The sequence below is a fragment of the Mariniflexile sp. HNIBRBA6329 genome (genome assembly GCF_043558645.1).
Taxonomy (GTDB): Bacteria; Bacteroidota; Bacteroidia; order Flavobacteriales; family Flavobacteriaceae; genus Mariniflexile.
Genome location: NZ_JBIFXS010000009.1, coordinates 1 through 14,905, shown reverse-complemented (window position 1 = coordinate 14,905; position 14,905 = coordinate 1). Strand labels below are relative to the sequence as shown.

7 protein-coding genes are annotated in these 14,905 nt (G+C 36.3%); 5 read left to right on the top strand and 2 right to left on the bottom strand.

The window, feature by feature from the left end; translation table 11 throughout:
* Positions 1-103 precede the first annotated feature (103 nt).
* The 3 genes from ACGK9U_RS10915 to ACGK9U_RS10905 all read left to right on the top strand — a co-directional run bounded on the left by ACGK9U_RS10915 (position 104) and on the right by ACGK9U_RS10905 (position 10,415).
* Positions 104-6,400 (top strand): pectinesterase family protein, encoded by a 6,297-nt coding sequence (locus ACGK9U_RS10915; protein WP_394466411.1) that lies wholly within the window; start codon positions 104-106, stop codon positions 6,398-6,400.
* Positions 6,401-7,344: 944 nt separating this feature from the next.
* Positions 7,345-8,892 carry a Fic family protein gene (locus ACGK9U_RS10910; RefSeq protein ID WP_394466410.1) on the top strand — a complete coding sequence of 516 codons (1,548 nt, stop codon included), beginning with the start codon at positions 7,345-7,347 and terminating at the stop codon, positions 8,890-8,892.
* 491 nt (positions 8,893-9,383) lie between these two features.
* Complete coding sequence (locus ACGK9U_RS10905; protein WP_394466409.1) at positions 9,384-10,415, top strand: LacI family DNA-binding transcriptional regulator; 1,032 nt, start codon at positions 9,384-9,386, stop codon at positions 10,413-10,415.
* A gap of 149 nt (positions 10,416-10,564) precedes the next feature.
* Here ACGK9U_RS10905 and galE read toward each other — a convergent pair whose 3' ends face one another.
* A complete protein-coding gene (gene galE, locus ACGK9U_RS10900) occupies positions 10,565-11,584 on the bottom strand; it encodes a UDP-glucose 4-epimerase GalE (RefSeq protein ID WP_394466408.1) in 1,020 nt (339 codons plus the stop codon).
* Positions 11,585-11,622: 38 nt separating this feature from the next.
* Complete coding sequence (locus ACGK9U_RS10895) at positions 11,623-13,269, bottom strand: sodium/sugar symporter (protein ID WP_394466407.1); 1,647 nt, start codon at positions 13,267-13,269, stop codon at positions 11,623-11,625.
* Between the two features lie 173 nt (positions 13,270-13,442).
* Here ACGK9U_RS10895 and ACGK9U_RS10890 point away from each other — a divergent pair, with 173 nt between their 5' ends.
* Complete coding sequence (locus tag ACGK9U_RS10890) at positions 13,443-14,441, top strand: GntR family transcriptional regulator (protein WP_394466406.1); 999 nt, start codon at positions 13,443-13,445, stop codon at positions 14,439-14,441.
* An 18-nt stretch (positions 14,442-14,459) separates the two neighbouring features.
* Positions 14,460-14,905, top strand: a 446-nt coding sequence (locus tag ACGK9U_RS10885; protein WP_394466405.1) for a galactokinase, incomplete at its 3' end; no start/stop codon positions are given.

The following is a 14,905-nucleotide window of genomic DNA, read 5'->3' as shown; positions in this document are numbered from 1 at the left end:
ACCTAATTAGAAAGGTTAAAGAACGACAAATAGAACAATTATATATCTAAAAAATGGATTTCATTCATCAAGACAATAAATTAAAAATAAAACTAAACTAAAGATGAAAAATTTACTACTAACCAGTTGCATTTTTTTACTGTCCTTGTTCACCACTTGGGACATTTATGCACAACCCGCAGACACCGACATTATTGTCGCACAGGATGGGTCTGGAGATTTTCTAACTATTCAGCCAGCTATTGACGCGGTTCCAGACAACAGTTCGGAAAAAACAGTGATTTATATCAAAAATGGACTGTATGATGGCGAAAAGCTGTTCATTCCTGCAGAAAAGAAAAACATTACCTTAATAGGGGAAAGTAGAACAGAAACAATTATAAGTTACCATACTTACAATTGCACAAATCAAGCGATATGTCCTACAGAGGAATATGTTAAATGGTCTGTTGACAATATGCTAACAGCAGCTGCCATGACCATTATTGCTGATGGTTTTCGTGCAGAAAACCTAACTGTTCGGAATACTGCAGGACCTGTTGGTCAGGCTCAAGCCCTTACCATTCGAGGAGATAAAACCACTTTTATTAATTGCGATATTAAAGCCTATCAAGATACGGTGTGGTTTTGGAACGAAGGGAAACGTGCCTATTTTCAAGGTTGTCTTATTGAGGGTCGTACAGATTATATTTATGGTGGCGGAATCGATTTTTTCTATCAATGTGAAATTCGCAGCTTTGGAGGAGGATGGATTACAGCTCCTTCCACACCAGGCAATCAAAAATATGGCTTTGTATTTTACGACTGTGACCTGACCTATGCATACAATAGCCCAAGATCGGGCGATGATGGTAACCTAGTTAGATTGGGGAGGCCATGGCACGAGTACCCAAAAGTGACCTGGCTTTATTGTGATATGACCGATAAGATTCATCCAGAAGGCTGGGGTGATGAGTGGAGTATGGAATATTCTGCAACTTCGGATAGCCTTGAACTTTATGAATATCAAAATAGAGGAATTGGTGCTGATATGAGCGGTCGTGCTGATTGGGCAGGACTAAGAGCACTAACTGATGAGGAAGCTCCATTATATGAGATGGCGGTTGTTCTTGGAAATTGGAATCCTCTTGCAGGCGAGACTATCGATACCGAGGCACCATCTGCACCAACTAATCTTTTCGCTTCCAGTGTAGAGGCTACAAGTATAGACCTAAGTTGGACGAATTCCAACGATAATGTTGGAGTAACTGGGTATGACGTGTTTTTGGATAATGCATATTATAGTACTGTCACAGGCCTTACAGAAACAGTATCTGGACTTGAACCATCTACCTCGTACGATTTTTTTGTAAAAGCAAAAGATGCTGCGGGAAACCTTTCCGAAAGCAGTAATATTCATACCACTTCTACTATAGCCGAAACAAACCCTAATGTTTTTGCAGATATTATAGTAGCTCAAGATGGATCTGGAGATTATTTGACAATTCAGCCAGCCATTGATGCTGTTCCGAGCAATAGTGCTCAAAGAACCGTGATTTATATTAAAAATGGACTCTATGATACTGAAAAATTATTTGTGCCTGCTGATAAGAAAAACATCACATTTAGAGGTGAAAGTAGAAAAGAAACTGTAATTAGCTATCACACCTATACATGTGGACAACCAACTTGTCCTGTAGAAGAAAACTTGAAATGGTCTGTTGAAAATATGAGAACGGCAGCTACACTAACCATAGTAGGTGATGGCTTTCAAGGAGAAAACCTTACCGTTCAAAATACGGCTGGCCCCGTTGGGCAAGCTCAAGCTATGACGATTAGAGGGGATAAAATTGTTTTTATTAATTGTGATCTTTTAGGCTATCAAGATACTATCTGGTTCTGGAACGAAGGGAAACGTGCTTATTTTGAAGGTTGTTTGATTACAGGTCGAACAGATTACATTTATGGAGGAGGAATAGATTTCTTTTACCGATGCGAGCTTAGAAGCTGGGGTGGTGCTTGGATTACAGCACCTTCAACACCAGAAAACCAAAAATACGGCTTCGTTTTTTATGAATGTAATCTAACTTATGCAGATAACAGCCCAAGAGCTGGTGATGATGGCAATTTAATAAGATTTGGTCGTCCATGGCAAGAATACCCTAAAACAAGTTGGTTATATTGTAATATGACTAGCATGATTCATCCAGAAGGTTGGGGCGATGAGTGGAATATGGCATATGCTTCTACTTCTGATAAATTAGAATTATATGAATATCAAAATGTAGGGCCTGGGGCAGATATGAGCGGAAGAGCTAACTGGGCAGGTCTTAGAGCCATGACAGATGAGGAAGCACCGCTTTATGAAAGAGCAGTTGTGTTAGCTGGTAATGATGGTTGGGATCCTGTAGGCCCAGGCTCAGGTAATGGAGAAATTGCGACACTAACAAAACATGGAACAGGGTCTTCGTCACAAACGGTTGATCAAAATTCACCTATTGAAGATTTCTATTATTCATGGAAAAATGCAAGTACCGTAAAAGTAACTGGAATTCCTACGGGAATTGATATAGTAATAGATAATACGGCTAAAACGGTGTCATTTAGCGGAACTCCAACCGAAGGAGGAGAATATCCTTATACAATTGAAACTGTTGGTGGCGGAGCTACAGCAACTAAAAATGGAACCTTTACAGTTAATTATACAGAACAAGCAGAGTTGATTAAGCATGGTGCAGGAGGGTCGTCCCAAACAACAGTTTTAGGGGCTCCTATACAAGATTTCTATTATAGATGGTTAAATGCAGATACAGTAGAAGTGGCAGGAGTTCCAAATGGTATAAATGTTGACATTAACAATGAATTAAGACAAGTAAGCTTTAGTGGCTCTCCAACAGAGGCAGGAACATTTAATTATACCATTACAACTGTTGGAGGTCTCAATACGGCCACAAAAAATGGAACCTTTACTGTTCTTGGAGTTAATGAAGCGACAATGACCAAGCACGGTTCTGGCTCGTCTAGACAGACTGTAGAATTAAACACTATGATTACCCCCTTTTATTACAGATGGACCAATGCAGTTACTGTAATTGTAGAAGGTCTCCCTTCAGGTGTAAGTGCTGATATAGACAATGATGGACAGGAAGTGCACATCAGCGGAATGCCCTCAGAAGTAGGCTCATTCGACTATACGATTACTACTGTTGGTGGTATCAACCAAGCATCTAAGTCTGGAAGAATTACTGTAGAACTTCCTGTTTTTACACCAGAACCAGCATTTCCAGGAGCTGAAGGCCACGGTCGTTTCACTACCGGTGGTAGAGGCGGTCAAGTAATTTATGTAACCAATCTAAACGACTCAGGTCCTGGAAGTCTTCGGGCAGCCGTAAGCGCTTCTGGTCCTAGAATTGTAATGTTTAAGGTATCTGGAATTATAGAATTACAATCTACCCTAAATATTAGTAATAGTGATATTACTATAGCTGGACAATCTGCACTAGGTGATGGAATCGCGATTAAGAATCATGCCGTTTATGTGGGAGCTGATAACGTTATCATCAGATATGTGAGATTTAGGATGGGTGATGAAGCTCAAGCTGAGAATGATGCCATTTGGGGAAGAAACAACCAAAACATTATTATTGATCATTGTTCTATGAGTTGGAGCACCGATGAATGCTCATCGTTTTATGATAATACAAACTTTACTATGCAATGGTGTATTCTATCCGAAAGTTTAAGGAATTCTGTGCATGGGAAAGGACAGCATGGTTATGGCGGTATATGGGGAGGTAAAAAAGCAAGTTTTCACCATAATCTTTTAGCACACCATGATAGTCGTAACCCGAGATTGAACGGAAGTAGATATTCTAATTTACCCGAACTTGAGATTGTGGATTTTAGAAACAATGTAATTTACAATTGGGGCGCCAACAGTGGTTATGCTGGTGAAGGAGGGTCTTATAATTTAGTAAATAACTATTACAAGCCTGGTCCAGCAACAAGTTCAAATACAAGTGAGCGTATATTTTCACCAAATGCAGACGGCGGAACCAACAACCAGCTTCCTGGCGTATGGGGTGTATTTTATGTAGATGGGAATTATATGAATGAAAGCCAGCCTGTTATTAATGATAATTGGATCGGTATACATCCTAACCCTTCTTCAAAAGATAAAGAAGAGCTTAAGTCATCTACTGAATTTGATAAAGGACAAATAACGACCCATACAGCCGTGGCGACTTTCAATCAGGTACTTCAATATGCTGGTACAAGCCACAAACGTGATGATGTAGATTTAAGAATAACAGAGGAAACATTATCGGGTACATATACGTTTGAAGGTTCTAATGGTAGTACCAATGGGCTTATAGATACTCAAAATGATGTTGGAGGATGGCCAGCTTATAATTCAGAACCAGCTCCTCAAGACTCTGACAATGACGGAATGCCAGACAGTTGGGAGGATATGCATGGTTTGGATAGTTCCAATCCAAATGACGGAAGTATTAAAACAATTAGCGGAATTTATACGAATGTGGAAGTTTACCTAAATGAATTGGTAGCACCCATTACTGAAGCGCAGAACGAAAATGGAGAAGCAAACTACACCGAACCGGAGGAGAACCTTGATACCGTTGCTCCATCAGCACCAGAAAATTTAATGGCTTCAAACATTACGGAAAGCAGCATAGACCTTAACTGGGATGCCTCAACCGACAATGTTAAAGTAACGGGCTACGATGTTTATGTGGACAGCTCACTTTACACGACAGTAAATGATACGATTGCGTCAGTCACAGGATTGGAGGAGTCGACCGCCTATCAATTTTATGTGCTGGCAAAAGATGCAGCAGGCAATGTGTCTGAAAGCAGTAATATAATTACCGCTTCAACTATCAGTGGCGCGGATGAAACTGCACCGTCAGTTCCTAAAAATCTGAAATCTAATAATGTAACTGAAAATAGTATTGATTTGAGTTGGGATGCATCATCGGATAATGTCGGTGTTGTAGGGTACAGTATATATATAGACGGGGAGCTTTATACTAATGTAGCAGAAACGTTTATCTCGGTTGAAGGGCTATCGGAAGCAACTACATATTCATTTTATGTTAACGCTACAGATGACGCTGGGAATGTTTCTGAAAATAGTGAAACCATTAGTGAAACAACGCTAGACAGAACCCCCCCAACAACCCCTGCTAACCTTGCAGCAAATGGAGCAACTAAGAATAGTATAAACCTTAGCTGGGATACTTCATCAGATAATGTAGGTGTAACTGGATATGATGTTTATGTTGATGGAAATTTTTATGCATCATCAACTGAAAGCAATATTTCCGTAACTGGGTTAGAAGAAGCTACTTCATATGAATTTTATGTTACCGCTAAAGATAATGCAGAGAACGTTTCCGATGCAAGTAACTCAATTACTAAATCAACACTTGACGCAACGGCGCCAACAATTCCACAGAATTTATCAGTGTCTAATATAACTGAGATTAGTGCAGATGTAAATTGGGAGGTTTCTACTGACAATGTGGGGGTACAAGAATATGAAGTTTTTCTTAACGGAGCGTATCATTCTTCTGTATCTAGTAATGCAACAACATTAAATAGTTTGAGCCACAGTACTACCTATGAGGTTGCTGTAGTAGCGAAAGATGCTGCAGGAAACCAGTCAGCATTCAGTGAAACTGTTGCGTTTTCTACAGTAACACCTGTGAGTTCCAATGTTGGTTTGTCTCAACCAATTTTGGCTTCGACATCAAAAGGAGGTCGTGAAGAAGCATATGCTAATGATGGTATTGGTTCTACATATTGGGAAAGTAAAAATGGCATGCCGCAATGGATTAGGATAGATTTAGGGCAACCAATAAATGTTAGTAATGTAACTATAGACTGGGGTTCTTCTTATGGTATTACTTATGCTATAGAATATAGTGAGGACGACGTTAGTTGGACTACAGAGACTTATATTAATAATGGCAACGGAGGTACTGATATCCATAATGTTTCTTTCCAAGCAAGGTATGTTAGAGTGTATGTTGCCAACAGTTATTATGGCAAAACCGTTGAAATCTATGAATTAGGAGTATATAGTTATGATAATACAGGCTCCATTTCAAGAGGTAAATCAAAAGAATCTTCTTTATCAAGCAACAGTACAGAGGAAGAGCAAACCCTACTAGTTTATCCAAACCCTACATATGATAATCTTCGTGTTAATTTTGGTCAACAAGGAAGAGGGGCTACAGTTTTGTTTTACTCAACTACTGGACAGTTGCTTTATGCAAAAGAATCTGTGATGGAAAAAGAGTTATTAATTTCAGTAGATGCATATAATTCAGGCCTTTATTTTCTTAAGGTAATTGAAAAAGATAAGTCTAGCCTAATTAAGATCGTTATTAAATAGACGTGATTTAAAAAAGTTAGTTTGAAGAACCCCGCATCTTTGCAATAAATAAATGCAAAAATGTGGGGCTTTTTTATACTGTGTTTTAGCTCTATAAGATAAAACATATGGGGTCATTAAGTCTTTACATTGGAATTGCAACAAAAAGTCGGGATATGTAACCCTACATCTTGTTGGACATTCTCCTAGTTGGTTAATTCTACTCCTTTCCAAAATGTATAATATATTAATCTTCATAGTAATACATTTTAATTCATGGTATACCCTCTTATGCCTAAAAGGATTATAATTTGAAGTTTTAAGGAAGTAGTGGGAAGTATATACCCCCACTTTGTTTAGGAGTTTCTGCCTATTAAAAACACATTTTAAGTGAATATGTATTTGTAAAAAAGTCGGGATGACAGGATTTAAAACACCTGATTCAACTACCTTTATATCAATTAAATAAGTGTTAAATTTCAAATTAGGACACCTATTAAGACACCGAAATATACTGTTTTAGCTTTCTAAAGTTCAAAAGTAAATAAAATGAACTAAATATTATCTACAAATGCAGAAACTATATGAATTTTAAAATTTTGAAATAACATAAACTTATCAGGTCCCATAGATTTAGACGATCCTTTTGTTTAAATGATGCGTTTTAATTTCTATTTTTTTTCATGATTCAAAGTTAATTTATGTAACTCTAAATCTTGCAAATTTTTGTCCAGTACAATATATTAAGTCCACAAACATATTATACAATATTATTTATTTTCATTTTGCCCTAAATTATAATAAATTAGGCATTTATTTGGTTTTAATACTTAAAAATCTAATATTTGCACAACACAATATTCTAACATATGCACAACTTAAAAATCTAATATATGCACATCGCAAAAATCTAATTGGTATACACCACTATAGTATTTGAATATTTATGATTTAAGAAAAACAAGATGGCAACACCGCAAGAAAAATTAGCCCAATCTTTAGAAAAACTAAAAAAGTTACAAGATCAGGGATATACAGCTATTAAAACTAAGGATTTGAGCAGGCTAAATCGGGAACGCCTAATAGAGCATGGTTTTATAAAAGAAGTTATGCAAGGATGGTATATCATAGTACCTCCTGATGAGCAAAAAGGAGATAGCACATCATGGTATGCATCCTATTGGAATTTTTGTGCACGCTATTTAGAAGACCGCTTTGGCCAAGACTATTGCATTTCAGCAGAACAATCCCTACAAATACATGCTGGCAATAACGCGGTACCCCAACAACTTATTATAAGAACGATAAAGAGTACAAATGCAATAACGCCTTTAATACATGGTACATCTCTTTTCAGTATGAAGTCTACGCTACCTAATAAAGCTGAAATAGAAACCAAAGACAATATTCGGATGCTAAATCTCGCATCCTCGCTTGTAAATTGTACACCAACAATGTTTAAGCAAAGTTCAATTGAAATACGTACAGCATTAGCTATGATACAAGATTCGTCTGAAATATTGAAAATTCTATTAGAAGGCGGACACACAAAGATTGCTGGAAGACTTGCTGGTGCTTTTAGAAACATTGGTAGATTTCGTATCGCTGATGAAATTATAAAAACCATGAAAACAGCCAGTTATGATGTGCGAGAAGAAGACCCATTTGAAACACCTCCTCCAGTTGCTTTATCCATACGCGACAAATCCCCATATGTAAACAGAATTAGACTGATGTGGTTTACCACGCGAGAAGAGGTGATAAAAATATTTCCAAAAGAACCTGGACTAGCTAATGATCATGAAAACTATATGAAAGCCGTAGAAGATATGTATGTTACGGATGCCTACCATTCATTATCCATTGAACGCTATCGAGTAACGCCCGGATTGATTGAGAGGGTAAGAAGTGGCGCATGGAATCCAGAAGAAAACGAAGAAGATAGAAAACAAAGAGATGCCATGGCCGCCAGAGGATATTGGTTAGCAACACAGCGAGTGAGAAATAGCTTGAAGCTCATACTTAACAATGAAAATTCTGGAAGTGTCGCAGATGAAGATCATGGAGATTGGTATCGGCAATTATTTGCACCTAGCGTAACCACAGGTATACTAAAAATATCAGACCTTGCAGGCTATCGGAATGATCAAGTATATATTGGAAAATCAAAACATGTACCACTAAACGTAGCAGCGGTAAGAGACACTATGCCTGAATTATTTGAGTTATTAACAAATGAAACCCATGCTGGCGTTAGAGCTGTTTTAGGGCACTTTATTTTTGTTTATATCCATCCGTATAAAGATGGCAACGGTAGGATGGGACGCTTTTTAATGAATACCATGTTGGCCTCTGGAGGCTATCCTTGGACTGTGATACCAGTAGAGGAGCGTAATACATACATGAACGCTTTAGAAAAAGCTAGTGTTGATAACGATATTAAGCCTTTTGCTAAGTTTATTGCTTGGCTTGTAGAAGAAGGAATTAAAGGAACACCTATAGCTAAAGTTTAAATCATCCTGTTTTTGGTAACTCTTTTCTTTTTGCACTTAATAATGATGATAAAAATATTGGACTTGCAACAAAAACCCCGCAAATCTTAATAATTACAGGGGTATAAATTTAAAATTAAGTCTTTTATTCATCGACTGAATTCAAACCCATTATGTAAATGTCATAATTTCAATACTTTACAAATAAACCAAACATTAAGGTGTGTATATTGCTACCTTTTTGCTTGAACTAGTTTGTTGCATTTTCACTTTCAATCTAAAGTAAAGATAGAATAAATGTAAACAAAATTGAAAAAATCATATTACTTTTTTAGAGCTTACTTTAATTTCAAAACGTTATAAATTTTAAATTCTATGTTAAAGGTTTATAAAATAAATTCAATTTGAAAAATTAAAAAAAACCGTTAACTAAAATCATATTCTCCATGACAGGACAGGATGCACTTTATATGGTTAATTAATATTTTTGATAAATTATTCCTTAGTAGTCAATGGCTAAAAAAACAACAATTTATGACATAGCAGAAAAACTGAATCTGACTGCTGCTACTGTATCCAGAGCATTAAACGGTAGTACAAAAATAAGCATCAAAACGCGTAAACTTATTTCAGATACTGCTGCAGAAATGAATTACACACAAAATAGATTTGCCCAAGCCTTAAAAAGCGGTAAAAGCTATAATGTTGCAGTTATTGTACCTAAAATAGATATTGATTTTTTTGGAGCTGCTATAAGGGGAATTGAAGAAACTTTAAACCCTCATGGATATCATGTAATTATTAGCCAAACCTATGACAAAGGAGATTTAGAAGTTAAGAACATTAACTCTTTGCTAGATATTCAAATAGACTGTATTTTTATGTCTGTTTCTAATTCAGATATAGACAATACTGAAATCTTTAAGGGTTTAGTAAAGAAAAATATACCTTTTATATTTTTCGACAGAAAAAAAGATATTAAGGGAATAAGTTCTGTTGTAGTTGATGATTACAAAGGTGCCTACGACGCTACGAAACATTTAATAGAACAAGGTTGTAAACGTATTGCTCATTTAACCAATAATCATTTATTACAAATTTTTAAAAACAGGTATTTAGGTTATAGACAAGCCTTGTTGGATTATGGGCTCGATTATGATGAAAGTCTAGTAATAGAAACGCCATATAAGGTGCTAGAAGGCAGAAAAACCACAAAAAAGCTTTTAGAAATGAATAATCCACCTGATGCCATATTTGCTATCCATGACTATCTAGCATTAGGTGCCATTCAAGAAATTAAGGCTCATAATCTTAAAGTTCCAGAAGACATCTGTGTTGTCGGTTTTAGCAACGAGCCATTTTCGAGCTTCATGGAATTACCCATTACATCAGTTAACCAATCCCCATTAGAAATGGGAAAAATAGCAGCTAACATTTTTTTAGAAGAACTAGAAAACAACAAAAATGTAAAATCTGAAAAGCATGTGGTTTTAACGCCAGAATTAATTATCAGAAAATCTTCTTTAAGAAATCAAAAATATTAATACTCAAATAATGGTGAAAAATTTAAATATTGATTTACTGTTTCTTTTACAAATATCTCTTAATCTGGATTTGCAACAAAGAGTCATAAATTTTGTTCGAATAAAGGTAGAAACTTAGTCAGTTTATACTAAATCAGAATAGAACTAAATTATTTAATACGCTGTTCCCATTTCCATGCTGAAGCCAAAGCGTCCCTTAGGTTTAATTTTGATTTCCAACCCAATACTTTATTGGCTTTTGATGTATCTGCATAAGCTGCAATAACATCACCTTCTCGTCGGTCAACTATTTTGTAATTAAGTTTTTTATTAGAAACATCTTCAAACGCGGTAATCACTTCCAGTACCGATGAGCCTTTGCCTGTCCCAATATTAAAAACCTCATAATTATCAGTATTATTTCCATTAATAAGGCGCTTTAGAGCAGCTACGTGGGCTTTGGCCAAATCGACCACATGAATGTAGTCACGAATACAGGTACCATCTTCTGTTGGATAATCATTTCCGAAAATGGATAGTTGTTCTCGTAATCCTATACCAGTCTGTGTAATAAAAGGCACCAGATTTTGAGGCGTACCAATGGGCAATTCTCCAATTTTTGCCGATTCATGGGCGCCTATCGGGTTAAAGTATCTCAGTGCAATGGCGTTTAATGTATCCGTTACCTTGCACGTGTCCCTTATAATTTCCTCACCTATTTGTTTGGTGTTTCCGTATGGAGATTCAGCTTCTTTTATGGGAGCTGATTCTGTAATTGGCAAGGTATCTGCTTGACCATAAACAGTACATGATGAGCTAAAAATGAAATTAGCAGCTTCCTTTTTTTGAAGTTCCTGTAAAATGTAGATGAGCGTATTCAAGTTATTTTCATAATACAACAATGGAAGGTTTACACTTTCACCCACTGCTTTAGAAGCCGCAAAATGAATAACCCCTATAATATCATGATGTCTTTTAAAAAAATCGATTACCGATTCTTTCTCTCGCAAATCCAGTTTTTCAAACAGTGGCTGTTTCCCCGTAATTGCGGTAATGCCTTTTAAAACATCTATTGATGAATTTGAAAGATTATCTATTATAACAACTTCAAATCCTTCATTTTGAAGCTCAACAACAACATGCGAGCCAATAAAACCCAACCCACCTGTTACTACTACTTTTTGTATCATTATGTTTTCTTTAATTTAAATATCAATTGAATGCACTGTTACCAAAACAGGCAATATAAAGCCGCCGTAATAATGCATACTACAAAAGACCCAATGTTGAACAATGGTGTCGTTTTAAATAAATCTTTAGACAAATCTATGCCCTTTTCATCATCTTTTCCTTTATTTTGAAGGTAGCTCATAACTACAATAACCAACATCGTAAATACTGCGGTCAATCCCATTTGGTGCATCCAAGGCTTTAACGCTTCAATAGGTATATATTTTAATAACAATGCTATTGGAATCGATAAAAGTGCTCCCCAAATAGCAGCATTGTTTGTTGTTTTCTTCCAGAACAAGCCTAAAATAAATACGGCCAATATACCAGGGCTCACAACACCGGTCCATTCCTGAATAAACTGAAACGCCTGATCGATGCCGCCTAAAAGCGGTGCCATTATAACGGCTATTATCAATGCTACAGCTGCCGATATACGCCCTACGTTTACAGTAGTTTTATCATTCGCATTTTTATTGATGTATTGTTTATAAATATCCATGGTAAAGATGGTTGATGTTGAATTTAACATGGATGCTAAAGAGGATACAATGGCAGCAGCTAAAGCAGCAAAAGCCACACCTTTAAGTCCTGTTGGCAAAAACTGCAACAACCAAGGATATGCTTTATCAGCTTGCCCAGTAGAGGGCATACTCAATTGTCCTGCTTCACCTAGACCTGCCATGATGGATGGGTCGTTCACCATAACATAAGCTGCTATTCCTGGAATTACAACAATTAAAGGAATTATGATCTTTAACCCTGCTGCAAGCAAAATACCCTTTTGGGATTCTTTTAAAGATTTTGCCGCTAAAGTTCTTTGGATAATATATTGATTGAAGCCCCAGTAGTAAATATTGGCAACCCATAAACCTCCAATAAGTACCCAGATCCCTGGTAAATTTAAATAATTTGCATTGGTACTTCCATCTGCATCAAATTCATCCAGTATCATGTGGAATTTTTCTGGAGCTGCTTCTACTACTTTAGAAAAACCTGCTAGCATTCCTTCGCCTCCCGACACCGTATTCAAAGCTAAATAAGTGGTAGCCAAACCACCTAAAACTAAAAACACTACTTGTATCACATCTGTCCAGGCAACAGCGGATAATCCACCGTACAATGAATAAGCCGCAGCAAATAATGCTAAACCTAATACGGCATACATCATATCCACGCCCATGATGGTTTCTATTGCTAAACCTCCTAGGTACAATACAGAAGCAAGATTTACGAATACATAAAGCGCTATCCAAAATACCGCTAATATAGTTTTAAGATTGGTGGAGAATCGTTTCTCTACAAATTCAGGAATGGTATAAAGTCCTTTTTCTATAAAAATGGGTAAAAAATATTTACCTACTATTATTAAAGTTATAGCTGCCATCCATTCGTAGGAGGCTATGGCCAATCCCAATGCAAACCCAGAACCGGACATACCAATAAATTGTTCTGCCGAAATATTGGCCGCTATTAACGAGGTTCCAATGGCCCACCACGGTAGCGATTTACTAGCTAAAAAATAGTCTTCAGCATTTTTCTCATGCCCTGCCTTATCGCGAGACACCCATAGACCTACACCTAATATCAGTATAGCATATGCCACAAACACAGCATAGTCCCAAAATTCAAATCCATTTGTCATAGTTATTAGTCAGTTAAATAATTAGTTAAGAACTTAAATCTTAAAGATAGAATTAGAATTACCTATCCATTAAGAAAGTCATGGTATTTAAGTTCTCAAATATATGAAAAAATGAATAAAACATACCAGTACCTACTAGTTTTTTATTTAATTATTTTTTTTACCTTTGCCACATGAGCATGATTCGTGTAAAAAAACAAATAAGCATCCCTAAATACAAGCAGATTATAGCTTCCATTGAAGATGCTATAGTTTCTGGTACTTTAAAAAAAGGAGATCAACTACCTTCTTTAAACAGTATTAGAGATGCTCACAAACTTTCTAGGGACACGGTTTTGATGGCCTTTAACGAATTAAAAAATAGAGGCATCATCCAATCTGTAGTGGGAAAGGGCTATTACCTTATAAATGACAATATTGAAGTTTCCCAAAAAGTATTTTTATTGTTTGACGAACTCAATTCATTTAAAGAAGATTTATATACTTCATTTATTAATAATCTTGGAGAAAACGTTCGTGTAGACACCTATTTCCATCATTTTAATGAAGACATGTTCAGTAAATTGATCCAAGAAAACGTTGGCGCTTACAACCATTACGTGATTATGCCAGCCAATTTAAAGAACACCCATTTGGTTTTAGAGGCACTTCCCAAAGACAAGGTTTACATTCTAGACCAAACACACCCCGAACTATCTGAATATTCAGGTATCTATCAAAATTTTGAAAAAGATATTTTCAACAACCTAAACAAGGCATTACCATACATTCAGCATTATAAAAAAATCATTCTTCTTTTTGACCACAATAGGCAGCCCCAAGGCATGCTAAAAGGATTCAAAGATTTTTGTCAATTAAACACTATTGCAAACGAAGTTATTAGCTCCTTACAAAATAAGGACTTAAATAAAGGTGAGGTCTATATAATACCTGATGACAAAAGCCTATTAATAGCTATCAAAAAAATTAAGGAAAAAGAATTTACGCTTTCAAAAGACATAGGAATCATTTCTTACAATGACACACTTCTAAAGGAAATTGTTGAAGGTGGCATTACAACCATCTCTACCAATTTCAACAACATGGGAGAACGTTTGGCAAAAATGATACTTAACAAAGAACAACTACAAATAGAAAACGCCAACAACCTAAAACTAAGAAATTCATTGTAACTAATTATAAAATCAAACATGAACACAACATTAATCAACACCATTAAAAACAGCTTTATTAAGAAGTTCCAAGCAGAACCTCTTATGATATTTTCCCCAGGACGGATCAATATTATTGGTGAACACACCGATTACAACGATGGTTTCGTTTTTCCCGCTGCCGTAGATAAAGGTATTGTGGCTGGCATCCAAAAAAGCGATGCAAAAACCTCAATGGCTTTTGCTGCCGATAAAGACGAAACCATAGAATTTTCTCTTAATGAGATTAAACCACTGGCACAGGGTAGTTGGCAAAATTACATACTTGGAGTTGTTGCCGAAATTCAAAAAAGAAGCAAAACTTTGGGCAATTTCAATATTGCTTTTGGTGGCGACATCCCTGGAGGCGCCGGCATGTCCTCTTCTGCAGCCTTGGAAAACAGTGTGGTTTTTGGTTTAAATGAGCTGTTTAATTTAGGATTGAC

What these genes read in the sequence shown, in the direction of transcription:
- ACGK9U_RS10915 (WP_394466411.1), top strand. Translation starts at nt 104, where the DNA reads ATGAAAAATTTACTACTAACCAGTTGCATTTTTTTACTGTCCTTGTTC.
- ACGK9U_RS10895 (WP_394466407.1), bottom strand. Translation starts at nt 13,269, where the DNA reads ATGACAAATGGATTTGAATTTTGGGACTATGCTGTGTTTGTGGCATAT.
- galE (WP_394466408.1), bottom strand. Translation starts at nt 11,584, where the DNA reads ATGATACAAAAAGTAGTAGTAACAGGTGGGTTGGGTTTTATTGGCTCG.
- ACGK9U_RS10890 (WP_394466406.1), top strand. Translation starts at nt 13,443, where the DNA reads ATGAGCATGATTCGTGTAAAAAAACAAATAAGCATCCCTAAATACAAG.
- ACGK9U_RS10910 (WP_394466410.1), top strand. Translation starts at nt 7,345, where the DNA reads ATGGCAACACCGCAAGAAAAATTAGCCCAATCTTTAGAAAAACTAAAA.
- ACGK9U_RS10905 (WP_394466409.1), top strand. Translation starts at nt 9,384, where the DNA reads ATGGCTAAAAAAACAACAATTTATGACATAGCAGAAAAACTGAATCTG.